24 protein-coding genes, 1 tRNA gene and 1 pseudogene are annotated in these 24,992 nt (G+C 56.6%); 11 read left to right on the top strand and 15 right to left on the bottom strand.

The features are described from left to right. Positions 1-49 precede the first annotated feature (49 nt). The 8 genes from H4317_RS03020 to rpmH form a co-directional block, all read right to left on the bottom strand. Positions 50-682 (bottom strand): HD domain-containing protein, encoded by a 633-nt coding sequence (locus tag H4317_RS03020; protein ID WP_185888712.1) that lies wholly within the window; start codon positions 680-682, stop codon positions 50-52. 29 nt (positions 683-711) lie between these two features. Further along, the gene (locus tag H4317_RS03015) at positions 712-2,010 is read right to left on the bottom strand and encodes an APC family permease (RefSeq protein ID WP_185888711.1); all 1,299 of its coding nucleotides are present in this window, start codon (positions 2,008-2,010) and stop codon (positions 712-714) included. Between the two features lie 171 nt (positions 2,011-2,181). Next, positions 2,182-2,703, bottom strand: a complete 522-nt coding sequence (locus H4317_RS03010; protein WP_185888710.1) for a DUF2480 family protein — start codon at positions 2,701-2,703, stop codon at positions 2,182-2,184. A gap of 30 nt (positions 2,704-2,733) precedes the next feature. Further along, positions 2,734-3,423 carry a tRNA (adenosine(37)-N6)-threonylcarbamoyltransferase complex dimerization subunit type 1 TsaB gene (tsaB, locus tag H4317_RS03005; RefSeq protein ID WP_349772189.1) on the bottom strand — a complete coding sequence of 230 codons (690 nt, stop codon included), beginning with the start codon at positions 3,421-3,423 and terminating at the stop codon, positions 2,734-2,736. A gap of 45 nt (positions 3,424-3,468) precedes the next feature. Beyond that, complete coding sequence (locus H4317_RS03000; RefSeq protein WP_185888708.1) at positions 3,469-4,032, bottom strand: hypothetical protein; 564 nt, start codon at positions 4,030-4,032, stop codon at positions 3,469-3,471. Between the two features lie 71 nt (positions 4,033-4,103). Further along, the gene (locus H4317_RS02995; protein ID WP_185888707.1) at positions 4,104-5,795 is read right to left on the bottom strand and encodes a S41 family peptidase; all 1,692 of its coding nucleotides are present in this window, start codon (positions 5,793-5,795) and stop codon (positions 4,104-4,106) included. 28 nt (positions 5,796-5,823) lie between these two features. Beyond that, entirely contained in the window at positions 5,824-6,267 is a 444-nt protein-coding gene (locus tag H4317_RS02990; protein ID WP_260625795.1) for a ribonuclease P protein component, read from the bottom strand. 16 nt (positions 6,268-6,283) lie between these two features. Continuing rightward, the gene (gene rpmH / locus H4317_RS02985; protein WP_044015888.1) at positions 6,284-6,442 is read right to left on the bottom strand and encodes a 50S ribosomal protein L34; all 159 of its coding nucleotides are present in this window, start codon (positions 6,440-6,442) and stop codon (positions 6,284-6,286) included. Positions 6,443-6,684: 242 nt separating this feature from the next. Here rpmH and H4317_RS02980 point away from each other — a divergent pair, with 242 nt between their 5' ends. Then, positions 6,685-8,421, top strand: coding sequence for a M61 family metallopeptidase (locus tag H4317_RS02980; RefSeq protein WP_185888706.1), 1,737 nt, complete (start codon positions 6,685-6,687; stop codon positions 8,419-8,421). Positions 8,422-8,494: 73 nt separating this feature from the next. Then, entirely contained in the window at positions 8,495-9,259 is a 765-nt protein-coding gene (locus tag H4317_RS02975; protein ID WP_185888705.1) for a hypothetical protein, read from the top strand. Between the two features lie 64 nt (positions 9,260-9,323). On the opposite strand, the gene H4317_RS02970 is transcribed toward H4317_RS02975, so the two are convergent. From H4317_RS02970 to H4317_RS02960, 3 genes are all read right to left on the bottom strand, one after another. Next, on the bottom strand, positions 9,324-9,566 hold the full coding sequence (locus H4317_RS02970) for a hypothetical protein (protein ID WP_185888704.1): 243 nt from the start codon (positions 9,564-9,566) through the stop codon (positions 9,324-9,326). Positions 9,567-9,703: 137 nt separating this feature from the next. After that, positions 9,704-10,636, bottom strand: coding sequence for a PfkB family carbohydrate kinase (locus tag H4317_RS02965; protein ID WP_185888703.1), 933 nt, complete (start codon positions 10,634-10,636; stop codon positions 9,704-9,706). Between the two features lie 203 nt (positions 10,637-10,839). Then, positions 10,840-10,913, bottom strand: a tRNA-His gene (locus tag H4317_RS02960). 143 nt (positions 10,914-11,056) lie between these two features. Between H4317_RS02960 and H4317_RS02955 the strand changes: the two genes are divergently transcribed. Continuing rightward, entirely contained in the window at positions 11,057-12,487 is a 1,431-nt protein-coding gene (locus tag H4317_RS02955) for a DEAD/DEAH box helicase (protein ID WP_185888702.1), read from the top strand. Positions 12,488-12,581: 94 nt separating this feature from the next. On the opposite strand, the gene H4317_RS02950 is transcribed toward H4317_RS02955, so the two are convergent. The 3 genes from H4317_RS02950 to H4317_RS02940 all read right to left on the bottom strand — a co-directional run bounded on the left by H4317_RS02950 (position 12,582) and on the right by H4317_RS02940 (position 14,788). Continuing rightward, the gene (locus H4317_RS02950; RefSeq protein ID WP_185888701.1) at positions 12,582-13,040 is read right to left on the bottom strand and encodes a hypothetical protein; all 459 of its coding nucleotides are present in this window, start codon (positions 13,038-13,040) and stop codon (positions 12,582-12,584) included. Between the two features lie 126 nt (positions 13,041-13,166). Beyond that, positions 13,167-13,859: a uracil phosphoribosyltransferase gene (upp, locus tag H4317_RS02945; protein ID WP_185888700.1), complete on the bottom strand. Its 693-nt coding sequence runs from the start codon at positions 13,857-13,859 to the stop codon at positions 13,167-13,169. Beyond that, on the bottom strand, positions 13,847-14,788 hold the full coding sequence (locus tag H4317_RS02940; protein ID WP_185888699.1) for a GNAT family N-acetyltransferase: 942 nt from the start codon (positions 14,786-14,788) through the stop codon (positions 13,847-13,849). The genes upp and H4317_RS02940 overlap by 13 nt, the downstream gene beginning before the upstream one ends. Before the next feature lie 291 nt (positions 14,789-15,079). Here H4317_RS02940 and H4317_RS02935 point away from each other — a divergent pair, with 291 nt between their 5' ends. The 8 genes and pseudogenes from H4317_RS02935 to H4317_RS02900 all read left to right on the top strand — a co-directional run bounded on the left by H4317_RS02935 (position 15,080) and on the right by H4317_RS02900 (position 24,101). Beyond that, on the top strand, positions 15,080-17,023 hold the full coding sequence (locus H4317_RS02935; RefSeq protein WP_185888698.1) for a hypothetical protein: 1,944 nt from the start codon (positions 15,080-15,082) through the stop codon (positions 17,021-17,023). A 55-nt stretch (positions 17,024-17,078) separates the two neighbouring features. After that, entirely contained in the window at positions 17,079-17,438 is a 360-nt protein-coding gene (locus H4317_RS02930; protein ID WP_185888697.1) for an ADP-ribosylation/crystallin J1, read from the top strand. 68 nt (positions 17,439-17,506) lie between these two features. After that, positions 17,507-19,348 carry an ABC transporter ATP-binding protein gene (locus H4317_RS02925; protein ID WP_185888696.1) on the top strand — a complete coding sequence of 614 codons (1,842 nt, stop codon included), beginning with the start codon at positions 17,507-17,509 and terminating at the stop codon, positions 19,346-19,348. Between the two features lie 43 nt (positions 19,349-19,391). Next, the gene (locus H4317_RS02920) at positions 19,392-19,745 is read left to right on the top strand and encodes a hypothetical protein (RefSeq protein ID WP_185888695.1); all 354 of its coding nucleotides are present in this window, start codon (positions 19,392-19,394) and stop codon (positions 19,743-19,745) included. A gap of 121 nt (positions 19,746-19,866) precedes the next feature. Continuing rightward, positions 19,867-20,268 carry a hypothetical protein gene (locus tag H4317_RS02915; protein WP_185888694.1) on the top strand — a complete coding sequence of 134 codons (402 nt, stop codon included), beginning with the start codon at positions 19,867-19,869 and terminating at the stop codon, positions 20,266-20,268. Between the two features lie 18 nt (positions 20,269-20,286). Next, positions 20,287-20,880, top strand: a complete 594-nt coding sequence (lpcA, locus tag H4317_RS02910) for a D-sedoheptulose 7-phosphate isomerase (RefSeq protein WP_185888693.1) — start codon at positions 20,287-20,289, stop codon at positions 20,878-20,880. Between the two features lie 106 nt (positions 20,881-20,986). Then, positions 20,987-22,081, top strand: a pseudogene (locus H4317_RS02905) (YifB family Mg chelatase-like AAA ATPase); the annotation flags it as partial. Between the two features lie 196 nt (positions 22,082-22,277). Further along, complete coding sequence (locus tag H4317_RS02900; protein WP_185888692.1) at positions 22,278-24,101, top strand: hypothetical protein; 1,824 nt, start codon at positions 22,278-22,280, stop codon at positions 24,099-24,101. A 69-nt stretch (positions 24,102-24,170) separates the two neighbouring features. Here H4317_RS02900 and H4317_RS02895 read toward each other — a convergent pair whose 3' ends face one another. Continuing rightward, positions 24,171-24,371, bottom strand: a complete 201-nt coding sequence (locus H4317_RS02895; protein ID WP_260625878.1) for a helix-turn-helix domain-containing protein — start codon at positions 24,369-24,371, stop codon at positions 24,171-24,173. Positions 24,372-24,992 lie beyond the last annotated feature (621 nt).

The raw sequence follows: 24,992 nt of genomic DNA, 5'->3' as shown, positions 1-24,992 counted from the left end.
TACTGGCGCAAAGACACGGTTAGCCGCTGAGCGTTGCCGGAGTACGATGCTACAACTCCCGCAGTTCCTGCTGCAGATTGCGGCGGGCAGCGGCTTCCAGACGGGTGTGGTAGTCGGCGGTGCGGTAAAGCGCAGGCGCGGCCAGCATCTTTTCCAGCACTTTGCGGCGGCCCCGGCGGTACAGAATGCCAGGCACCATGCGGTATTCCTGGCGCACTTGCCGGGCGTATTCTTGGTACCGGGCTTCCGGCGCGCCCAGAATGCTCAGGTCAGCGTCGAGGAAAAACAGCAGGTCAGCATCATCGGGCGGCTGGGGCAATGTGTGGTCTTTGGTGCGCTCAATCAGGAAGACCACCCGCTCCTGCCGCGCCGCTGAAAGTGACGTGACGGACAAAAACTCCCAGGCCAGCTCGGCGCTTTTCTCCTCATTATCGGAGCGCAGTGGCTCATACACGGCATCATGAAACCAGACGGCCAGCTCCACTACCACCGCATCCTGCAGCTGGTCGGCGGCAGTATCAGTAGCTTCCAGCAGCGCCTGAATATGCGTGAGCGTGTGGTAGTGCCGGCCGGGAGCCTGATAGGCAGCCACCAACTGCTCCAACATAGCGGCTCGACGGCCTTCATCCGGGAGCAGCGGCGCCGTGAGGCGGTGCCAGCGGGCAGCGAGAGAAGCAAGCATAACGAAAGATAAAGAATTGGTTTGGCGCTCTACGTTCGGCGACGGCTCAGCGCATACGGTACCAGCCCGGCTAGCACCGTCAGCAAGCCGTAGAGCGACTCGGTGGGCTTGTCGTGGATAATAAACCAGAGCGTCCAGGCGCTGAGGGCCAGAAACAATAGCGGCGTGACGGGGTAGCCCCAGGCGCGGTAGGGCCGCGGCAGGGCTGGCTGCCGCCAGCGCAGCACAAACAGCCCCAGCACGGTCAGGAACGTAAACAGATTGAGCACAAAACCGGCGTAGAGCAGCACCTGCTCGAAGGTAGCCGTGACGATGAACAGCAGCGTGAGGCCCGTTTGCAGCAGCATGGCCCGCACCGGAATGCCCGCCGGACTCAGGTGCGCCAGCGGCCGGAGCGGCGGCAAATCTTCACCCATCACCTGCACAATGCGCGGGCCGGCAAAAATCATGGCGCTGATAGTGGACACCAGCAGCGCCGCAATCAGGCCGCCCATCAGCCGCCCGCCCGCCACGCCAAACAGCTGCGTGCCCGCAATAAACCCCACCTCGGCCTGCCCTTCCAGCTTGGCTAATGAGGTTGAATACAGGAAAACAAAGTTCAGCGCCACGTACAGTGCCATGACCAGCGCGGTGCCCGTGAGCAGGATGCGCGGCAACGTCCGTTGCGGCTCGTGCACTTCGCCGGTGGCATACACAGCCGCGTTCCAGCCCGAATAGGCATACGACACAAACACCAACGACACCGCAAACGCCGGACTCAGCAACTCCTGCGTCGCCAGCTTTGTGGGCGCAAACGACAGCGGCTGCGGCACCGCTACCACCAGCCCCACCCCGATGAAGGCCACCAGCACCAGCACTTTCACGGCCGTCACGAGTACTTGCAGGCGACTACCGGCCTGGCGGCTGGTGGCGTGCACTGCCGTGAGAGCCAGCACCACGGCCACTGGCAGCAGCAGCGGCGGCAGCCCCGGCCACACACTGCCTGCATATTTGCCCAGCGCCATGGCCGCCAGCGCCGTGGGCGCCGCAAACCCCACCGTGGCTGACACCCACCCCGACAAAAACCCCACAGCCGGATGGTAGATGCGAGACAGGTAATGATACTCGCCTCCCGAGCGGGGCAGCGCCGCCGCCAGCTCCCCGTAGCTCAGCGCCCCGCACAGCGCTACCACACCGCCTACGGCCCACAACATCAGCAGCGCAAAACCACTCTTGATATCCACTATCTGAAAACCCAGACTAGTAAAAACGCCCGTCCCAACCATGTTGGCTACCACAATAGATATACCGGTCAGAACGCTGATTTTGTAGGGAGAAGATTGGGGCATAGAGAAAATGATTTCGCGGCCAAAGATGCACAAACCCACCCAACCAAGGGATTTTGCGCCGCTACAAGTAGTTCTGAAGGCTGCCTAACTGCTCTTCAGACAGCCACAGACGCACAAAGGCCCGACAGATGCACTGTCGGGCCTTCCTACAATCTGGCAAACTATGAAAGCCTACGCCGCGCTTGGCTTGGGGCGCTTGTAGAGCGGCACGGTGCTACATGGCTCGCCATACATCACGCTGCTCACTACAGGCAGCAGTTTCTGCATAATGGCCACGTAGGCGTAGGTCGGCACTTCTTTTTCGCCGCAGCCTTTCACCACCACTTTCGCGTCGCGGTACTGCTCGGCATCGATGGCGGCAATGGCTTCCTGAAACAGCTCCTGCTCCAGCGCCGCCAACTCTCCGAACACGTAGCGGTGAGCGTGGCCCTGCAGCTTGGAAGCCAGCAGCATGTAGGCCCAGGTCGGCACAATGGCATCAGCGGAGCAGATGATGGCCACGTTCTTGCCGTCGTATTGGCTCCAGTCGTGGGTTTTCACGAATTCGCGCAGGTCCTTCTCACGCAGCATCAAGCCGTGAAACAGGTTGTCCTTGATGTCATACACGACCCGCTCGCCGGGGTGCAACAGCTCCTCCAAGTTCAGCGACGTGAGGGCGCTGGTAGCTACTCGGTTGATGAGGGTATCTTCCATGTTATTGGGTGGCATTGCGCCGTTGCGGCACTACTTCGCTTTCGGGGTAGTGGTGTACACTTCTTTCAGATAAAACGGCTCGTAGTAGGCCACGTCCCGGAACTCAGCCCGCTTGTAAGCTTCTACTGCCAGCGCCCCCACAGCTACCGCCGAGGGCTCGATGCCGGCCAGAAACCCTACGGTAGACTGGTCCTGAACGAGCGGCCGGAGCTTGGCCGCGCCGTTTCCGAAGCATAACAAGCGGTGGTGGGCCATTTGTTCGGCCAGCGCCGTTTCATCCAGAATCAGGGGCGTGGGAGCCAGCACCTCCGTCCCATCGGGGCGGTAGAGGGCGGTGTAGACTTCCATGCGGCGCGCGTCCAGCATGGGGCACAGCAGCAGGTTTTCGGTGGGCACGGTAGCAGCGGCCACCTGCCGGGCCAGCGCCGCCAGCGTATTCACGGCTATCAGCGGAATGTCCAGCGCGTAGCACAGGCCCTTGGCGGCAGCCGCTCCAATCCGCAGCCCCGTGTAGGAGCCCGGCCCGTCGCTCACGGCCACGGCCGCTACATCCTGCAGCGTATGCAGCGTATTTTCCAGCAGCTGGCTAACAAGCACACTTAGGTGTGAAGAGTGCGACTTTTCCAGCCGCAGCTCCGACTGCCCTACCAACTGGCCATCATCTGCGCGGTGCAGCGCTACGGAGCAAACAGGTGAGGACGTTTCGAGGGAAAGAATCATGCTAGGCATGAGGCAAAGGTAATGAACACGTAATGCCCTGTAGAATTAGAACTGCTCTACCTGCTCAGCCCCCAAGTCACCTACCGCTCGCCGCGCCCAGAAATCTTCGTCTCCTATCTTATTGGCCTTCTCCTGAACAAACCACACACCAAGAGGCCAGAACCACAATGCCAAAAAGGACACAAAAGCTTGGCTAAAATCGGGTCGGCGGCCATGTTCCTTGGCTAGTAATAATGAAGCAGTGAACCAATGCAGGTGAATGTAGGCAAACCCAGCATACAGACCGGGCAGCATTGCTATGCCCGCTACTTGGAAGCTGATTGACGAGAATTGAAACTCCGAATCGTTAGCAAAGCTTGCATATGCCAATGCCAGCAAGACAACAAAAACGTTCGTCAAAAACCAAGTGAAATTATAGCCCAATACGTCTGCACGTATGCGGCTGAGCGAGCTTACCAGAAGAGCAATCCATGCCACCCATAGAAATAGACTTGCAAAGGACAGTATCGAATCTATTATGCCGTCTTCTACAGTCCAGGAGGCGACGCGGGGCACCAGCAGGCACAAAAAAATTTGCCAAGGCTTAGTGCGCAGGATGAAATCATTCATGGATAAGAAAAAACACGGCAGCCTCGTGTTGAAGTTGCCGTGCTAGTATAGTGATGCTTCGTACAGTTCTTCTACTTCGCCGTGCCTGCGCCTTTGGTGCTGCTGGCGGCGTGGCCGCCAGGCTTGAGCAGAGAGGCGTAGCGGTTCGGGTCGTTGAGCACGTTCATGGCCATCAGGATGTTGGGGTCGTCGTCGAAGGTGGCCTCAATCTGGCCCTTCTGGAAGTAGTAGCGCGACACGATTTCCTGCTCCAGCAAATCCTTGATTTCGGGCTTGAAGCGGGTCAGGTCGTTGCTTTTATTGGTACTCACCTTGCGGCGCATAGCTTCCAACTCGGTTTTCACGTCGTCGTAGTGCTTCTCGTCCTTCACCTTCTTGGTCAGGTCGGTGATGGCTTTCTCGGCGTCGGTGCTGTAGCTGATGTCCTTACCCTTCAGGTAGTCAGTAAACTTCGCGTACTCAGCATCCGTGAGCTTAAACTGCCGAGCCGGCACAATAGTAGGGTGCTCGGAACGGTAGCGGGTAGCATAGTCGAAGAGGTAGCTTTTCTGCAGCAGCACCCGCGTGATGTCCGCAATTTCCCGCTCCTGTACTTCCACGTCGGGCGCCACGCCGCCGCCGTCGTATACGGTACGGCCAGCCTGTGTTTTGAAGGCCGTGCGCAACGAGTCCGGTACCTTACCCAGAGTACCGTCATCGGCGCGGTGCGCGTAGTCGATTTCCTGGATGCAGCGGCCGCTCGGGATATAGTATTTGGCCGTCGTCACCTTCAATTGTGAGTTGTAGCTCAAGGGCCGGGTCGCCTGTACAAGGCCCTTGCCAAACGTCCGCTCTCCCACTACCACGGCACGGTCATAGTCCTGCAGCACCCCCGATACGATTTCGGAGGCTGAAGCCGAACGGTTGCTTGTGATGATGACAACCGGAATCTGAGTGTCAAGCGGCACGTCCAGCGCCTTATACGTCTTGTTCCAGTCCGACACCTTGCCTTTAGTGCTCACGATGTCGAGGCCCTTGTCCACAAACAGGTTGGCAATATTCACCGACTCGTTGAGCAGGCCACCCGGATTGTCGCGGATATCAAACACGATTTTCTTGGCCCCTTGCTCTTTGAGCTTGGTGAGAGCCATCCGCACTTCCTTGCCGGCGTCTACCGTGAAACCCGACAGCTGGAAGTAGCCAATATCGGTAGTGAGCATGCCGTAATACGGCACATTATCCACCTGAATCTTGTCACGGGTAATATCGATGGCGACTGGTGCATCTTGGCCGTAGCGGGTCACCATCAGCTTCACCTGCGAGTTGGCCTGCCCCTTCAGCAGCTTACTGATATCGGCATTATTCTTCTTCTCAACATTCACATTGTTGATAGTCAGAATCTCGTCGCCGGGTAGCAGACCGGCTTTCTGAGCCGGATAGCCTTCATAGGCAGCCTGCACTACGGTCTTGCCGTTGCGCTTCACCACCACCGCCCCAATGCCGCCATACTGGCCCGTCGTCATGGTCCGGAAATCCTCAATGTCGTCTTCCGGAATGTAGTTGGTATACGGATCCAGCGACTTGAGCATGGCATCGATACCTGTTTTTACCAGCTTGGCTGGCGGCACCTCGTCCACGTAGTAGGTGTTCACCTCTTTGAAAAGGGTGGCGAAAATGTCCAGGTTTTTGGCGATTTCGAAGTATCGCTCGTTGTCGGAGCGAAAGGAAACCAGAAGCGCAGCCCCACCAAGGAGGGTACCGGCCAGTATAGACTTGTTGCGCATAGACAGGAGAAGGAGCAGATAAACGACCCTACAAAGCAGACACTTCCCCAGCTTGCGGGGTTGCGTCGGTCAGCAAACGCTCCAGCCCTGAAATTAATTTTTTTTCAACCAGCGTGAAAGGCTTTTTTTCTTTGCCGGTGTAGATAATTGCCAAAAGCCCGACAGCATGGCCACTTTCGGCTTCTGTCAGGCGGTACCTGTTGAGGCGGTAGGCCTCGCGCAATAGGCGCTTGAGATAGTTGCGGTCTACGGCGCGCTTGAAACTGCGCTTGCTCACGCTGACCAGCACCTGCGGCGGGGCCGCGGTGCGCACTTCAGCCGGCAGCCAAACTAGCCGCAACGGGTATAAACCAAAAGAAGAACCCCGGCCGAAAAGCTCTTCAATAAGCTTTTTGCGGCACAAGTGTTCTTCTTTCGGAAACGAGTAGGAGCGCTCCACCGGCATCGGAGACGATTTGGAGGGCACGGCCACAGCCGTCGACAGCGGTTTAGCGCTTATGACGGCCTTCGTCGGATACGGTCAGGCGCTTGCGGCCTTTGGCACGGCGGCGGGCCAACACGCTGCGGCCGTTAGCGGATTCCATGCGGGTGCGGAACCCGTGCTTGTTGCGGCGCTTACGCTGCGAGGGCTGAAAAGTACGTTTCATGGTATGTCTGGTGACTCAATTACAGGTAGGGCCGGCAAAGGTAAGAGCTTGAGTTGGAAAAGACAAAGCCTCGCCCGCCTTTTTCCGGGCCAAGCAACCGACATGTGCTGAAAATTCAGGGCGTTGGCGTCAGATGAAGCGGCAGTTTTACCGTACCAAACCCTACATACTATCCGCTTTTTTCGGCTGGATAGCCGTACCTTCGCAGCAGGTTTGCCGCCGCTCCGCCCCTATTTCCGGCTATGATTCACTACTACGTCTCGTTTGAGAACCCGCTTACTTTTTACGTGCAGCTGCACATGACCTTCGAGGTACCCGCCGCGGGCCCCGAAACAGTGGAGCTGCAACTGCCTGCGTGGCGGCCGGGGCGCTACGAGTTGCAGAACTTCGCCCAGAAGATTCAGCGGGTGGAGGTAGTGGATGCAGCTTCGCAGGAGGTTTTGCCCACCCGTAAACTCACCAAAGACCGGTGGGAAGTAGCATCGGCGAAGGGCCGGACGGTGCAGGTGCGCTACAACTTTTATGCGCACCAGATGGATGCCGGTGGCTCCTGGCTCGATGAAACGCAGCTCTACCTGAATCCAGTACAGGGCTTTATGTACGTGGAAGGCCGACAGCATGAGCCCTGCCAGGTACAGCTGCAGCTGCCCGACGGCTGGCAGCTGGCGTGTGGCTTGCCCCAGAGCGGCCCCAACACCTTGCAGGCCCAGAGCTTCGACCACCTGGCCGATTCGCCTCTGATTGCCAGCCCCACGCTCCAGTACCGCAACTATGAGGTGCAGAGCCTGCCCTTCTACATCTGGATTCAGGGCGAGTGCGCCCCAGACTGGCAGCGGCTGGTGACGGATTTTCGGGCTTTCAGCCAAGAGCAGCTGGCACTGTTCGGCTCGTTTCCGGCGCAGGACTACCATTTCCTCAACCAGATTCTGCCTTACAAGCATTACCACGGCGTAGAGCACCTCAACTCCACAGTGATTACGCTGGGCCCGGCCGAACTGCTGATGACCGAAGGCCTGTACAAGGAGCTGCTGGGAGTCAGCTGCCACGAATTGTTTCACGCCTGGAATATTAAGAGCATCCGGCCCGCCGAGATGCAGCCGTACGACTATTCCAAGGAAAACTACTTCCGCACTTGCTTCATTGCGGAGGGTATCACGACGTACTACGGCGAGTATCTGCTGGCCCGCGCCCAGGTGCGTACCGCTGAGCAGTATTTTGCGGAACTGAACACCGTGCTACGCAAGCACTACGACGACTACGGCCGCTACCATCTTTCTCTGGCCGATGCCAGCATGGACCTGTGGCTCGACGGCTACAAGCCCGGCATTCCGGACCGCAAAGTGTCGGTGTACCACAAAGGGGCGCTGGTGGCGTTGCTGCTCGACCTCACGTTGCGCCGCCTTTCCCAGCACCAGCGCAGCCTCGATGATGTGATGCGCCGCCTGTGGGAAGAGTTCGGCAAAACCGGCATTGGTTATACTGAGGACGACTACCGCCGCATTGTAATGGACGTGGCCGGGCGCGACATGACGGCCTATTTCGACAAGTTCATTTATGGCACGGCGCCGCTGGAAGAGCCGCTGGACAAGGCGCTGAGCTTTGTAGGCTGCACGCTGCGCATCGAGGAAAACATGTCGGCTTCGGAAGGGCTGTTCGGCTTCCGGACGGTGGTGAAAAACGAGCGGACGGAAGTCACGGACATTCTGCCCGGCTCCCCGGCCGCTGCGGCTTTCACCGTAGATGATGAGATAGTAGCGGTGAACGGGCGCCGTGTGGACATGAACCTGCAGAGCCTGCTTTCCAGCAGCCCCGAGCATCACTATGAAGTCAGTGTATTCCGCCAGAACCGGCTATTAACCGTGCCGCTGACGGCACAGGAAGGCCATCGGTTCTGGCAGAAGATTACCATCGAAAAGCTCCCGGAGGCCACTGCCGAGCAGCAGGCTAGTTTCAAGAGCTGGATAAAGCAGGAATTTTAAGCGCAGCTTTTACTCTACTCCCATGTTCCGGCTTCGCGCACTAATAGTGGTTTTGCCACTGGCAGTGCTTTTGTTGAGTTGTTCCTTCCGCGGCCCCACCGAGCGGAGCCAGCCCGGTGTACCCGTAGTGGCACCCGCGCCCCGGCTGCCTCGGCCGCAACCGCCACGCATCTACCGCCTCGGCCACCTCGATACGCTGGTGCAGGTACCAGGCCGCGTCCTCCCGATTCATCAGGCGTCGCGCGGGCTCTATGAGCGGCTGCCCCAGCCGCTGGTGCTGCCTGCCGCGCCGGCTTCTGCCGAAGAGGAAGAGGCCTTCGATTTTGCGGCCGAAGAGCGGCAGCGCCTGCGCACGGCCGGCAAAACGGTGCGCCGCAACGGCAATACCCTGTGGCTGTATCCCAGCAAGGCCAAGCCGCTCCAGCTGCGCAACAACCCCACGGAAAACCCCGATGCCAACGTTGGCTACGAATATCTATCCAGCCTACCCACTATTCATCAATGGCTGGTATCGGTACACTTGTATGAAGGTGGCTACTTCATGCTGGTTGATCAGCGCACTGGCCGCCGCACCCGTATTTGGAGTCCGCCGGCAGTTGCGCCCGATGGCCGGCATTTCGTATGTGGCAATTCCGATGTGCTGGCCCGCTACGAACCCAGCGGCCTGCAACTCTGGTCAGTGGATGGCACCACGCTCCGGTTGCTTTGGGAACGGCAAACCGAATGGGGCTGCACGCAGCCCCGCTGGCTCGACAACAAAACCATTCTCTTCGAGCAGGACTTCTTCGACAACGGCGACGTAGACACTCGCGTGGTGCGCCTCACGGTGGTTCCGTAGTAATTTCGTTGCACAAAAAAGCCCCGCCAGATATTTTGGCGGGGCTTTTTTGTCGCTTAGATGGTTAGTCGGCTTTGCGGCCGGGACCTTTGCCACTGCCGTCAACCGACATCGGCTTGTTGCCTTGCGGGTTGTTGCGGATGGGCGGAATATTGTTGTCGCCCGAAGAGTTGCCGTCGGTTGTGTTGCCGTGCGTGGATACGTTACTCACGTTCGGATTCTGGACTTGCGTGCTTTTCTTTTTGGTATTGGCAGCCGGATTGACAGAAGTTTGGTCGTTCGTCAGGTCGGTTTGTTTTTTGCTCATGCTCATGGCCGTGGGGATTTACGGGTGGATGAATATTCCTTGTACCGCCCAGCCGGCTGCGGGGTTGCGCAAAATACGGGCAACAAAAAACCCCGAGCCTAACGCCCCGGGGTTTCCTATACGAATTAAGAAGCTTGCTACGAAGCAGCCACCGCAACCGGAGCTACGGCCACAAGGTCAGCGAACTGCTGTTCGCGCGCTTCGATTTCCTCCTGGCTCAGGTTCAGCAGGCGCTCCGTGCCGAACTTTTCTACGCAGAACGAGGCCATAGCCGAGCCGTGAATAACGGCGCGTTTCATGTTCTCGAAGCTGATGTCGTCGGTAGCGGCGAGGTAGCCAATGAAGCCACCAGCAAACGTGTCGCCGGCACCGGTCGGGTCGAATACTTCTTCCAGCGGCAGAGCAGGTGCAAAGAAGATCTGCTTCTTATCAAACAGCAGCGCGCCATGCTCGCCTTTCTTGATGATGAGATACTTAGGGCCCATATCTAGAATAATTTTGGCAGCCTTCACCAACGAGTGCTGGCCGGAAAGCTGACGAGCTTCCTCATCGTTAATGCTGAGTACGTCCACCATTTCGATGGTCGTTTTCAGTTCTTCCAGCGCAATGTCCATCCAGAAGTTCATCGTGTCCATCACGATAAGCTTGGGCCGATTGACGAGGCGCTGAATCACGAGGCGCTGAATCTGGGGCGTCAGATTGCCCAGCATCAGATACTTGCAATCCTGGTACGAATCGGGAATAACCGGGTCGAAATCGGCCAGTACGTTGAGCTCCGTTACCAGCGTTTCGCGCGAGTTCAGGTCGTTGGCATACTTGCCCGACCAGAAAAACGACTTTTCGCCCTGCTTAATCTGTAGGCCCTCCGTATCGGCGCCGTGCTGCTGAAGCAAGTCAATATCCGACTGCGGAAAGTCGTCGCCGACGACGGCTACCAGTTTTACCGGCTTCACGGAATAGCTCGCCGACAGCGAAATGTAGGTAGCGGCGCCACCGATGATTTTGTCGGTTTTGCCAAAAGGCGTTTCCAGCGCGTCGAACGCCACGGACCCGATAACGACCAGACTCATATGCAAAGAGGAAAAAGGTGATTCATACAGTATTCTGCTGCCTAGCAACGTCACAAATATCCAAATCCTTCCGCAGTCGGGCAGATATTATTGCGGCGGGCCATCTGAACCTTGGACTGCGAGTTGAACCAGACAGCTAGATGAGGAAGCCGGTAGAGCAAAGAAAAAGGCCTCACACATTACGTTTGAGGCCTTTTAGAGTGGGTAAATAATGGGGCTCGAACCCACGACCTTCGGAATCACAATCCGACGCTCTAACCAGCTGAGCTATATCTACCGTGTGTGCTATTGAGCAACAAAAGTAGTGCTCAATGGCAGATTTACAAACTCTGAAGGGTATTTTTTTCCGCGAAGATGCAGGCTACTGCCGGTGCCCGTCAGCATTCCCCGTACCTTTGTAGTTCGTAATACCCTTTTAGCATGTCTGATACGCCGCAGCCCCTCGCCTTCTCCGATTTCAAGATTAACAAGCAACTGCTTACGGCAGTGGCCGAGGCCGGTTTTACGGAACCTACGCCTGTACAGCAGCAGACCATTCCGCTCCTGCTGGCCGGCCACGATGTGCTGGGCATTGCGCAAACAGGCACCGGCAAAACGGCTGCCTTCGGGCTGCCGCTGCTCATGAAAGTGAAATACGCGCAGGGCACCCATCCGCGCGGCCTGGTGCTGGCTCCTACCCGTGAGCTGGCCATGCAGTTGGAAAGCCACCTCAAGAAATTGGCCGTCAACACCGACCTGCGCATTTTTGCCATCTATGGCGGGCTGGGACCAAAGACCCAGATTGAAACTATTGCCCAAGGCGTCGATATCCTGATTGCCACACCAGGCCGCCTGCTGGAACTCTACTTGCGCGGTGACTTGGTGCTGAAAGAGCTGAAGACGCTGGTGATGGACGAGGCCGATAAGATGATGGACATGGGTTTCATGCCCCAGATCCGGCGCATTCTGGAAGTTATTCCGAGCAAGCGGCAGAACGTGCTGTTCTCGGCCACCATGCCCGATAAGGTAACGGTGCTGAGCGAAGAGTTTCTGGAGTTTCCGGTACGGGTGGAAGTAACGCCGGCCGCTACCTCGGCCCAGACCGTGACCCAGCAGCTATATGAGGTGCCCAATCTGCTCACCAAAATCAACCTGCTCGAGTATCTGTTCCTCGATTGGGACACCTTCCAGCGGGTTCTGATTTTTACGCGCACCAAAGAGCACGCCGACAACGTAGCCAGCTTCCTGCAGCGCAAAGCCCACGGCGAGGTACGCGTCATTCATGGCAACAAAGGCCAGAACGTGCGCATCAACGCCATGGAAGCCTTCAAGGCCGGTGATATCCGCTTTCTGGTGGCTACCGATGTGGCAGCCCGCGGTATTGATGTCCCTCAGGTAAGCCACGTCATCAACTTCGATGTGCCGCTGGTGTACGACGACTACGTGCACCGCATCGGGCGCACGGGCCGGGCCCAGCACACCGGTGCGGCCATCACCTTCGCCAACGAGGCCGAAATGCACCACATGCAGCGCATTTCGGAGCTGATCCGGCAGGAAATCCCGCTGGTGCCAATGCCGCCGGAAGTAACGGTGATGCCGACCATGTTTGAGGAACAGCAGGACATGGACCGCGAGAAGGACGAGCGTCGCAAGCGCGAAGACCCAGAGTTCAAGGGCGCTTTTCATGAGCGCAAAGAGTGGATCAAGCCCGGTGTGACCATCGATAAGCGTACCGGCCGCCCCTTCGTGGTGGGTCCTACCCGCAGCACCAAAGGCAGCAAAGCCAATTCGACCAAAGGCAGCGACTCGCGCCCCGGCACCAAAGCTGTGAAGGCCGCTCGTGCCAAGGCCCGGACTCGCCGTAATAAGTAGCATACTGGCGTGCAAGCCTTCATCAGTAAGCAAAAAGGCCTCGCTCGCGCGAGGCCTTTTTGCTTACTGATGATAAAACACGCGCCGCTGAATTTTAGCGGTAGTGGTCGAAGATGGGCAAGTGGCTGAACTTAACGGCCAATAATGTAAAAGCAGCTCCCCAAAGCACAGCACTCCAAAGCATATGCAGCATGATGCGCCAGCGCGGTACGTGCAATTGCGTGGCAATGACAGTGCCGCCAATAGGGCTGAACAGAATGGGCGTCAGGAAAGCAATGCCGGCCATCCCGAAGCGCCGGAAGATGCCCACAATACGGCGACTCTTGCGGCTAAAGAGGGGCTTACCCTTGGCTTCACGCTTGCGGCGCTGATGCAGGGCCCACATTTTGCCCACGCTCGAAATCAGTACGACCGTTGTCATCATGCCCGCCACCGACAGCACCCAGATAAGGCCCACAGGCAGCCCGGCCGCAATACCGGCTACTGGCGCGGCCACGAACTTGACCATGCCCAGCAGAAAGACAGACGCGTATTTGAGAAGTTGAGGCAGCACGACAGACAACAGCAGGGGTGGAACAGGCAACAGGGTGGAGCCTAAAATTACAAAGAACCCAGCGGCAAGTCAGGTTATCAAATAAGGTCGGCCCGCGAAAATGCGTTCCAAACCGGAGCGCGGCTTTTAGAGCTTGCTGCCGTACGACAGGTCGCCGGCGTCGCCAAGGCCCGGCACGATGTAGGCGTGTTCGTTGAGCTTTTCGTCGATGGCGGCTACCCAAAGCGTAGCTTCCGGAATTTCGCGCGTGACATGCGCCACGCCTTCCGGCGAGGCTATAACAGCGGCAATGTGCACCTGCCGTGGCGTGCCGAAGCGCAGCATAGCCCGGTAGGTTTGCACCAGCGACTTGCCCGAGGCCAGCATCGGGTCTACTAGAATCAATACCCGTTCGTCCAGACTCGGAGCCGATAGATAATCGACCTGCACCTGCACCTGCGAGGTGCCTTCGATGCGGTAAGCGGCCACAAACGCACTCGGCGACTGATCGAAGTAGTTGAGAAAGCCCTGGTGAAACGGCAGGCCGGCACGCAGCACGGTAGCCAGCACCGGAAAATCGTGTAGGTGCAGGCTCCGCGACTCGCCCAGCGGCGTTTTCACGGCCTTTTCCACGTAGCTCAGCTGCGAGCTGATGCGGTAAGCCATGATTTCGCCGAGGCGCTGCAGGTTGCGGCGGAACCGTAGCGAGTCGCGCTGCACCTCCACGTCGCGCAACTCGGCGAGGAAATGATTGGCCACCGAAGGCTCGGCACATACGACGTGGACGCGGCTTTCGGGAGCAGCGGCAGAGTCAGCGGAAGGAGAAATCAGCGCATCCATTGCAGGTACCAGGGACGTTGGGTGAAGGAAAGAGCCGCGTAGGGCACGGGCGTGGCCCCGAAATTGGCAAAAAAACGGGCAATAGACGGTATCATGCCGCCTTCAAAATCAAGAATCAGCCCTACGGTGCCGGCGTGCTGCCGAATTACATGGTCGAGCAGCAGCAGTGGCGCGCCAGCTTTTTTGCCAGCCGGCGAGGCTCCGGCAAACAGGTACACTAGCCGGGTGCGGTAGCGCACAAACAGCGCCCCAGCCAGCAGTTCGCCGGTTTCGGGGCTCCGCACCGCCAGCGGCAGCGCCTGCCCGTGCTGCTCCAGGGCAGCATACAGTGTGCGCAGCTGCTGATAGTGCTTGTCTTTGAGGCCGGCCGCTTCGCCGCTGTGCTGCCGGAACAGAGCCAGCATTTCGTCGAGGGCAGTCAGAGGAGCCACGGTGAGTGGCATGGGTAGTTGGGCGTTCAGGCGCAGGCGGCGGCGGTAGTCAGCGGCGTAGCCAGCGTGCAGCGTGGCGTAGCTGGGTGCTAGCGGCAGTTGGTAGGTGAGGCGCTCAGCTAATTGAAAACCGGTAGGCGCGGTGGCTAATTCCTGCTCGGTGTGTAGCTGCAAATAAAATCGGGGGTAGTGCCCGCGTAGCAGTGGCAGAAAATCCAGCAACTCGGCGTGGCAGCTGGCAGCGGTGGTCAGCAAACCCAGCTGCTGCGTGAAAGCCGGTTGCTGAACCTCGTGCCCCCAGGGCAAGCGCCGCACCGGCAGCGGCAGCACAGCCCGGTACTCGCCCGACGCCCCCGACTCCACCACGGCATCCCAGCGGCCGGCGGTAGCGGCCAGCCACCAGCTCTGGGCGTAGGGCACCACTTGCCGAGCCTGCGCCACGCAGGCATCCCAGGCAGCCAGATCAAGTTGATAGTGACGGAGCAGCAGCAGTGGCATGGGCTAAAGGTACGGTCCTGAAAACGCTGGATGAATAATCCGGCTAGGGCTACCTCCTTACTACACCTGAAGCTGCTGTCGGACCGCATAGGCAATGCTGTTGTTTTCAGGTAGTCTGAAAGGCGTTGGGAGTGTTGCAGGCAGTTGCGAAATAGGCCGAGCAGGAGAGAAAATACTAGTTTGTGAGACGAGGGAAGTACACACCGGCTGCGAGGTAGCGCGTCCGAGTGTTGTGGCAACTGCGTAGGTTTGCGACCCGGCCGGCCGTTTTGCGTATGCGGCCTTATCCCTATGAAAAAACTTCTGCTCTTTCTGGCGCTGAGTGCCTTGCTGACGGATACTGCCTTTGGGCAAAGTATGTCGCTGAAATTTGATGGGCCGGTGCCTCCCGCCGACTCAACACAGCGTGGCAACCGGCGCGGTTTGCTGCGCCGCAAGGCCGCCCGAACTGTGCCGGTGGCACCTGTTGCGGCACCTGTGCCCACTGCCGTGATTCCCTCTGTTACTGACTCGGTTGCTGCTACCGTGGCCATGCCCCCTGTGGTGGCTCCCGCGCCAGTAGCGCTGAACTCCTCTTATCTGCAGGGGGTTGTAACTGTACCGCTCGACCCAGACGTGTACCGTCTGATTGACCGCTACGCCATTAAATACGGTTCCGATTCGCTGGGCGACCTCCAGACCGCCGTGCGGCCTTATGCCCGCGCAGCCGTGGCCCGACTGGCCGAGCGGATGCTGGCTGATGCAGCTAATCTTTCGGTTCAGGACCGTTTCAACGCGGAATACCTGCTGCGCGACAACTGGAACTACTCTACTCAGGCTACAGCTCTCAACCAGAGCCAGCGGCCAGTACTAAAGCACTTCTACCAGCGCCAAACCGACCTCTACAGCCTTTCTACTCCTGATTTTACGTTGCGCGTGAATCCGGTACTGGGCCTAGCGGCGGGCAAGGACTCGGAAACCGATGGGCTGCGCTTTCTCAATACCCGTGGCCTGCAGGTAGAAGGCGTCATTGATCAGCGGCTGGGCTTCTACACGTTTCTGGCCGACAATCAGATGGCCGTGCCGCTCTATGCGCAGCAGCGCATTCGCCGCGACGCCATTGTGCCCCACGAAGGGTATTGGAAGGATTTTAAGACTATCGGCGGCAGCCAGTACGACTTCTTTTCGGCGCGGGGCTACATTACCTACGCGGCTACCAAGCATATCAATGTGCAGCTGGGCCACGACCGAAACGTCATCGGCAACGGCTACCGCTCCCTCATCCTTTCCGACTATAGTGCGCCCTACTTCTTCCTGAAGCTGAATACGCGCATCTGGAAGCTGAACTATCAGAATCTGTTCACCGAAATGACCGTGGAACGCACGCGTGATGCTGCCGGCAGCCCAATGGACACGGTGTATCAGAAGAAATACCTGAACGTGCACCATTTGAGCTATGATGTAACGCCTAATTTCAATGTAGGAGTGTACGAGGCCATCGTGTTTGCGCGCCGCAGTGGCCATTATGAGTTGCAATACCTAAACCCCATTATCTTCTACCGCGCCATCGAGCAGCAGATTGGCTCCGGCGACAACGCCATTCTGGGCCTCGATTTTAAATGGAACATCCGGCAGCGGGTGCAGCTGTATGGGCAGTTGGTACTGGATGAGTTTGTATTGAGCCAGATCCGGTCGGGCAACGGGTGGTGGGCCAACAAGCAGGCGTTTCAGCTGGGTGGCAAGTACGTGGATGTAGCCGGAATCCGGAATCTGGATGTGCAGGCGGAGTTCAACTACATTCGCCCCTACACCTACGAGCACGAAGACCAGTACACCAACTTTCAGCACTACCAGCAGCCTCTAGCCCACCCCATGGGCGCCAACCTCTACGAAATGCTCGGTATCGTGAGCTACCAGCCTGTTGCGCGCCTCCAGCTGACAGCCAAGGCTTTCTACACCGTGCAAGGGCTCGACCGGCCTAATGCTACCGACCCGAGCGTGCTGAACTATGGCGGCAATGTGCTACTCAGCTACAATTCCCGCGTGAGCGAGTTCGGCAATACGGTAGGCCAAGGCAACCAGAGCCAACTGCTCCACACCGACTTTACCGCTTCGTACCAGCCCCGTCAGAACGTATTTCTGGATGCCAAGCTCATCATGCGCCGCCAGAGCTTCACTGATAGTCCCACGCAGAACACCGTTTTCCCGACGGTAGCACTGCGCTGGAACATTGTCCAGCGGCTGCACGAGTTTTAACGGTTGGGGTACTGCTACTTCATACCGGGTACCCCAGGCACCTACTATACCTTCTATGCGCCACGAGCCGGAAGCGCTGCTGCTGTACTGCCCCGTCAATCAGCAGGAGCTGGATTTGATAGCGGCTTCGGGGTGGCTGGAGTTTCCGTCATGCGTGCCAGCGCAACCCATTTTCTACTTGGTGATGGATGAGGCGCAGGCAGCCCGCATTGCCTGCGACTGGCACGGCTCCGACTATGGCGTAGGCTATGTGCTGCGTTTTGCGTTGGATGCCGAGTATGCCGCCACGTTCCCGGTGCAGAACGTGGGGTTGCGGGAGTACAACGAGCTATGGGTGCCCGCCGAAGAGCTTGCTGATTTCAACCGCCAGATTCTGGGGCAGATTGAAGTAGTAGCTGTTTTTGGCGCGGAGTAAGCCCCTGAGAAGGTTGTGCGGCAGACCACCGGCGCAGCCCCATGAATGCGCTACCTTTGCGGCTTCCGATGAAGACCTACCTCCGCATTCTGCAATACGCCCGGCCCTACGCCGATTTTCTGCCGCTGTACCTGCTGTACACAGTGCTGGGCATCTTTTTTGGCATTGGCAACCTCGCCCTGGTTATTCCGATGCTGAACGTGCTGTTCGAGACGACTAACAAGCTGCAGGCGCCAGAACAGCTGCCCGCCTTCGCCCTGACGCTCGACTATATTACAGGCACGTTCAACTACTTCTTTGCGCAGGTTATTGCGGAGCATGGCAAGCTCGGTGCGCTGCTGTTTGTATGCCTGGTGCTGGTGTCGTCGGTGTTTTTCAGCAACGTATTCCGCTACCTGAGTTTGCGCATTGCGGCCCGCGTCCGGTCGCGCGTTATCCGCAACCTGCGCCGCCACCTATACCACCGCGTGCTGAAGCTGCAGCTGGGCTACTTCTCCACGGGCCGCAAAGGCGACATGATGTCGCGCTTCACCAACGACGTGCAGGAAGTGGAAATATCGGTGGTCAATACGCTGCAGGGCGTTATCCGGGACCCGCTCTACATCTTGGCGTACTTCGTGGTGCTGTTTTACATGTCCACGAAGCTCACGCTATTTTCGTTGGTGCTGCTGCCGGTTTCAGGCGGCATCATTGCGGCGCTGGCCAAGCGGCTGCGCACCCAGGCCAAAACCAGCCAGGGCACGCTGGGCTCTATGCTGTCGGTGATTGACGAAACGCTCGGTGGCATCCGCGTCATCAAGGCCTTCAACGCGCAGGAGTACATTACGGGCAAGTTTGAAGACCAGAACGACCTGTATGCCCGCACCTCGCGCCGCATCGACAACACCCGCGACCTTGCTTCTCCCTTCTCCGAGTTTGCCGGCGTGCTAGTAGTGGCCGGGCTGCTGTATTTCGGCGGCACGCTCATTCTGGGCGGCACCTCCGACCTGCAGGCGGCGGCGTTTATCACCTACATCATTATGTTTTCGCAGGTGCTTACGCCGGCTAAGTCGCTGTCGTCGTCGTTTGGCAACATTCAGCGGGGCCTAGTAGCTGGCGAGCGGGTGCTGAGCATTATCGATACCGAACCCGTTATCCGCGACAATCCCGATGCGAAGCTGCTGCCGGAATTCAAGCAGCAGATTGAGTTGCGCAACTTACAGTTTGCTTACGGCGAAGTGCCCGTGCTGCAGGATATCAATCTGGTTATCGAGAAAGGCAAAACTGTGGCACTGGTAGGCCCGAGCGGCTCGGGCAAAAGCACCCTCGCCGACCTGCTGCCCCGCTTCTACGACCCTACCGGCGGTCAGATTCTCATCGACGGCCACGACGTGCGCGACTGTACCATCCATTCGGTGCGGGAACAGATGGGCATCGTGACGCAGGAAAGTATCCTCTTCAACGACACCATCTTCAACAACATCCGCTTCAATACCCAGGCCACCGAGGCCGAGGTGATAGAAGCTGCCCGCATTGCGAATGCCCACGACTTTATTGTGGCTACACCTGAGGGCTACCAGACACTGATTGGAGACAGAGGCGGCCGGCTTTCGGGTGGGCAGCGGCAGCGCCTGAGCATTGCGCGGGCCATTTTGCGCAACCCGCCCATTCTCATTCTCGACGAAGCTACCTCGGCCCTCGACACGGAAAGCGAGAAGCTGGTGCAGGAGGCCCTGACCCGCCTGATGCAGCACCGCACCTCACTGGTTATTGCGCACCGCCTGAGTACCGTGCAGCACGCCGACGAAATCATTGTACTGAACGAAGGCCGCATTGCGGAACGCGGGACACACGAAGAACTCTTGCGCCAGCCCGGCGGCCTGTATCAGCGCCTGAGCCAGATGCAGGCCAGCAACGCGGCGCTGGTGTAGTCAAACGAAGCCACAGCCACCATATTCTTTAATGTAAGCTGCCATGTCTACCTCTGACTCCTCTCACCGCTGGGTGGCAACGCTTATTGTGCTGCTGCTACTGTTCCAGGCCGGCAATTGGGCTTGGCACAAATACCAGAAGTTTCAGCAACAGCCGGCCTTAAAATCGGCGGCGGCTCTAAAACACAAAATAGAGGCCAGCATGGCTTACGACACCGCTCTAATGGCCGCCGATTCTCTCTTGGCATCAGCTGATACGGCCGCCGCGGCGCGGCTCCTAGACTCACTCAGTCAGCAGTCAACAGACGGGCTGTTCCCGATTGAGCGCCAGAAGCTACAGCGCCTGCAGCAGAGCCTTGATTCAGTACGTGCGCTTTCGCCGCCTCAGCGCCGCTAGCGGGTGCGCAACGAGCTGGCCTGTATAAACGGATAGAATGCGCGAACCCCTATATTTAACCCGCCTACTGCCTTTTCGCGTACAGGGGCCCATTGTTCTCTTCACCTAGCTCCGCCGACTCATGCTTGTTCTGAAACGTTTGGTTACCATTCTGGTGATGGTCTATGTGCTGCTGGCGCTGTTGCTCATTTTGAGCCCCGGCTCCCGCGACGGCCTGATGGCTGTAACGGCCGGCACCAACGCCACCGGTTTTTATTACGCCCTGTTCATCATAGGAGCGGTTTTACTGGCACTACAGCTCATCACTGAAAACCTCGACAGCACGCTGCTGCGCCGCGACGTGGCCGCCCGCGAAGGGAAAATCAACGAGCTGAAGGCTCGTCTATATGACCAGCAACTAGAGCAGCGTGGTTCTGCAGCCGGCGCAACCCGCACCGGCACTACGGTGCATCCTGAAGGCTATGTGGCCCCTACTCCCGTGCCGCCGCCGGCCCCGCGCCGCGACGATGCGCCGCTGGTATAGGCAGCGTATCTTTGCCGCGTGACTACCACTTCCCCCCTCACCGACCTCATTCGGGCGGAGCTGACCGAAGCCCGAACTGTGCTGGACCGTTTCCTAGCCGACCCCGTCAACCTCATGGCCATTGAGCAGGCCGCCCGTCTTATGGCTGGCAGCCTGCGCAGCAAAGGCAAGATCCTAACCTGCGGCAATGGCGGCAGCCTCTGCGACGCTCAGCATTTTGCCGAAGAACTAACCGGCCGCTACCGCCAGAACCGGCCAGCTCTAGGGGCCATTGCCCTCACAGAGGCGTCGCACATGAGCTGCGTCGCCAATGATTTCGGCTACGACTACATCTTTAGCCGCTACGTAGAGGCCCTGGGGCGCCCCGGCGACGTACTGCTCGCCATCAGTACCAGCGGCAACTCACCAAATGTGCTGCGTGCCGCCGAAGCCGCTAAAGCCGCCGGTATGCAGGTAGTTGGGCTCACCGGCAAAGACGGGGGCCAGCTTGCCGCTCTCTGCGACGTAGAAATCCGAGCCCCACACCACGGTTACGCCGACCGGGTTCAGGAGATACACATCAAGGCCATCCACATCATGATTATGCTCATCGAGCAGTTGGTAGCCGAATAGAAAAAGTATGTACACCATGAAAAAAGCCCGGCCACATGGCCGGGCATTTTTCATGGTGCATTTCCTATATCTTCGCTACCGACATTATATTTTTCCTGGTTACTATATGCTTACCAAGACCTTCGGCTCTGCCGTACAGGGCGTCAATGCTTACACTATTACTATTGAAGTAGTTGTATCGCAAGGCACTAACTTCTATGTGGTGGGCCTGCCTGACAACGCCATCAAAGAAAGCCAGCAGCGCATAGAGGCAGCCCTCAAATTCCGCGGCTATCGAATGCCGCGTACCAAGGTGGTCGTGAATATGGCTCCCGCCGATATCCGAAAGGAAGGTTCCGCTTATGACCTGCCCATTGCGCTGGGCATTCTGCACGGCTCACAGCAACTGAATACCGAGAAGCTGGAGGAGTACATCATCATGGGCGAACTGGCGCTGGATGGCGGCCTCCGCCCCATCCGGGGTGTGTTGCCTATTGCCATCCAGGCACGCAAGGAAGGCTTCAAAGGGTTTATTCTGCCCCGTGAAAACGCACGGGAAGCAGCCATCGTCAACAACCTCGACATTATTCCCGTCGAGACGATGCAGGAGGCTATCGACTTTTTTGAAGGCCGCCTTGCCATCGAACCGCTGGTAATCGACACGCGCGACGTTTTTCAGCACGACGCCAACCAGTACGCCGCCGACTTTGCCGATGTGCAGGGCCAGGAAAATATTAAGCGGGCCTTGGAAATTGCGGCGGCCGGTGGCCATAATGTTATCATGATAGGCCCACCCGGCGCGGGCAAGACTATGCTTGCCAAGCGCCTGCCTACTATTCTGCCGCCCCTCACGATTCAGGAAGCGCTGGAAACCACCAAAATCCATTCAGTGGCGGGCAAGCTGGGCACCAATGCCTCTTTGCTGGGCACGCGGCCGTTCCGGGCCCCGCATCATACTATTTCGGATGTGGCGCTGGTGGGTGGCGGCGGCAACCCCCAGCCGGGCGAAATCTCACTGGCCCATAACGGCGTGCTGTTTCTGGATGAGTTGCCGGAGTTTAAGCGCACCGTGCTGGAAGTGATGCGCCAGCCGCTTGAGGAGCGCCGCGTCACGATTTCGCGGGCCAAAGTCAGCATCGATTTCCCGGCAAACTTCATGCTCATAGCCAGCATGAACCCTTGTCCCTGTGGCTACTACAATCATCCGGAGAAAGAATGCGTGTCAAATACAGAAGTCGATGATAATACATAAAAGTCGATGATAATTCCAAAACGGTATCAATGACTTATGTATGCGTTAGCCGTCTTCTTAATCCATGACTGACACTGTCACACTCAACAATGATTTGAGTGGGCAATGGTAACCTAGTTATTATACCAAACCCCTTGTTAGGGCGAGAAAACAGCCTACTACAACTTTGGCAAACATCATCGGCGACGGGCAGTACGAGGAAAGTCACTATTCTGCTACTGTTCACAAACTAATCTATGTAGGGAGTCCTTTTAAGGACACCAAGTCCGATATTTACGCCATTCCCTGCTATTTTCAGCCTTGGTTGCACACGAAAAATCTGCCCGCAGACCTTCCCATATCTGCCCATTTAGTAAACGGTAACAAGGCCGGCGAATTGGTTTGTGGTTCACTCTGGACAGACACAGTAGGTACCAGTAAGCCTATTTATCATAACAACTCCGATTTCGAAGTTTTCTGGACGGGCAGCAAAGCCCTCTTTGCCGTGTTGCTCAAAAACGTAATTAACCCGGGAGCACTATCGCCATCATCATTCTGGATTAAGAAGGGCGACACATGGATTATTTGTATTGAGTTCAATAACAAGAAGATTATAATCCCATATTTTGAATTACTGCGCGTACTATTCTACCAGGCGAGCAAGCGTTTAACGCAATTTTTTCTATCATATCTGCCACTTGAGTTGTTATGTCGCCCCCTTGTCTTTCCAGGCGATGATAAATCACTACTTGCCCGGTTTTACGTGGCTAGTGAAAATCTTAAAGAGTCAGAAGCCCGGGTATTGGGAGGGCTGTTATTTGACCCATCATTAAAACAAATTTTTGATTTAAGTCAAAACCATTGGCTCAGTACTGGCAATGCTTTAACGCCAAAAAAACTGGCAGGAAAGTTTAGTAAGAGCATACTTTTACATGCAAATGGATATAATTTCAATTATAACAATGAACAATATTTTTGGGTTGATTCATTAAAAATTGTCAATTCGCCTTATAATTTCAAACATCTGTTGTTTCATCCTATTGGCTATAATAAAGCTAATTCCTTAAGCATTTCCAATCCCGTTATATGTTCGGACTTACTTGAAGATAATATTAATCATTGTAGATTAATGCCGTTACAATGCTGTCTGCATGGAAACACCGATTTTGGACGTAAGCTTTCGACTTCGCGCAATAAAAGGTCTAAAAAGCATTTATTTTCTGTAAGCTCCATTCTTCCAAGTGTCACCTGCGCGCTGCCATGGGCTACTTTACCAGTAGCAAAGTCTAAATTCTTATGGCTCGATAGGGCATTAGCAGAACAGGTCCAACACGTAGATAAAAATCTGTACGAAAGTGCTGTTAAATGCACACCAGCTTTTCGCAAGCTTTTAAAAAGATTCACAGCGAACGGGCATGCTGTAAAATTGCTCTCTTTAAATAACCCAGACGGCATTTTTGGAATCAATGCCTCCATACTTCCAGTCGATGGACACACGGTTTTACCGCTTGCATTCCATCGAAAATTGACTGGTATTTTTACCGTAGCCGAAGTATCACTCGGCAACGGCCCAATATTTTTGGCTCAACCTTTCCCTGAAAAAAATCCGAACCTTATTCTGTTATGCCAAAAACAAAATTTGACTCACCCCAGTGACTTAGAGTGGAACAATCTTTTCAGTATAGTTCACCCAATTCACGATTCTAGAGATTACGCCGTTTTTTATAAGAACTGCTCAAACTTAAACAGGGGCAGTGTCTCTACAAATTCAGCATTGATAGCGCATGCCATCCCTTTAAATAAAATTACAGTAGACCTATGCGTATCTTCAAGTAATCACCTGCTTTCCAGATTTAGAAAGCGTTTACAATTTTACGTAGCTACCAACCTTAAACACCCAGCCGGCGTAACCGATAGCCAGCGTGGGAAAATAACGCGGTTGAGCGCGAACATATGCAGAGCACCTGACTCGCTCTGGACAGCAGCTATTTACAGTCTCTGGCTGCGCTAGGAGCGCCACTAGCACCACAGTGTAGCCAAAACCATCTTTTCCTAAGACTAGCCCAACCTCTGAAGCACTTCAAATTGCTTTATCCGAGCTATGCATGTCTTCGACCCGGCGAAGTAGTTCGGACGCCTGTAGTCGTAAAGCAGCAGCTAACCGAAAAATAGTAGTGAGTGAGGGCTGTTTGGTTCCCGTTTCCAATTGAGAAATGAAGGTCCGGTCTAACTGGGCCTCGTCAGCAAGCGCTTCCTGGGATAATCCTCGCGCCTTACGCATCTCCTTGACGACCAGGCCAAATGCTTTGATTGGTTCGCCGCTCATATTGGCGGCAAGCTACTGGTGCCTAACAGCCACCTGTTGTTGTCAGTAGTCTACAAAAAAGACGTAAATTGCGTCCTTAAATGAGTAAGGGTTAAGAAAACAGTTTCCTGTCTCACCGTACTGCGTGCAAGCTGAAGCATATACCATTGCTAACATTGTTACGCGGGTAAGGGACGTTGGCGGCACTTAGAAACCCATTGAGATGGAGTTATCCATCTACCAAGTAACAGGTTCTGAGCCTACCATTTACTAAGAAGCCCCCATTGCCTCGGGGAAAGCTACTGAGGCTCGCTCTCATTGCATACATGCCTTCACCGTCGTTATTACGGACGCAAATAATGTGGCACTGGATAACTCAGCCTATTGGAGCACTGGTCGCAAAAGGTCAAAGAATCATTTGTTAACAAAGAATTGGCACACATTACCTGATCCTATTCGAAGGTTCCAGTCATTTAGAGAGATTAAAGCAGTCTAGGTAAGGCGGACACGGTTAGAGAGCTGCTTGGACACTGCAGTAGTTGCCAGCAGAAGCCTGCTGCCAAGAATGACTTCTGGTCTACCAATACCTTGATCCCT

Origin of the sequence: Hymenobacter sediminicola, from assembly GCF_014250515.1 — a bacterium.
In the GTDB taxonomy this organism is placed as follows: Bacteria; Bacteroidota; Bacteroidia; order Cytophagales; family Hymenobacteraceae; genus Hymenobacter; species Hymenobacter sediminicola.
This window is presented reverse-complemented; position numbering and strand designations above follow the sequence as displayed.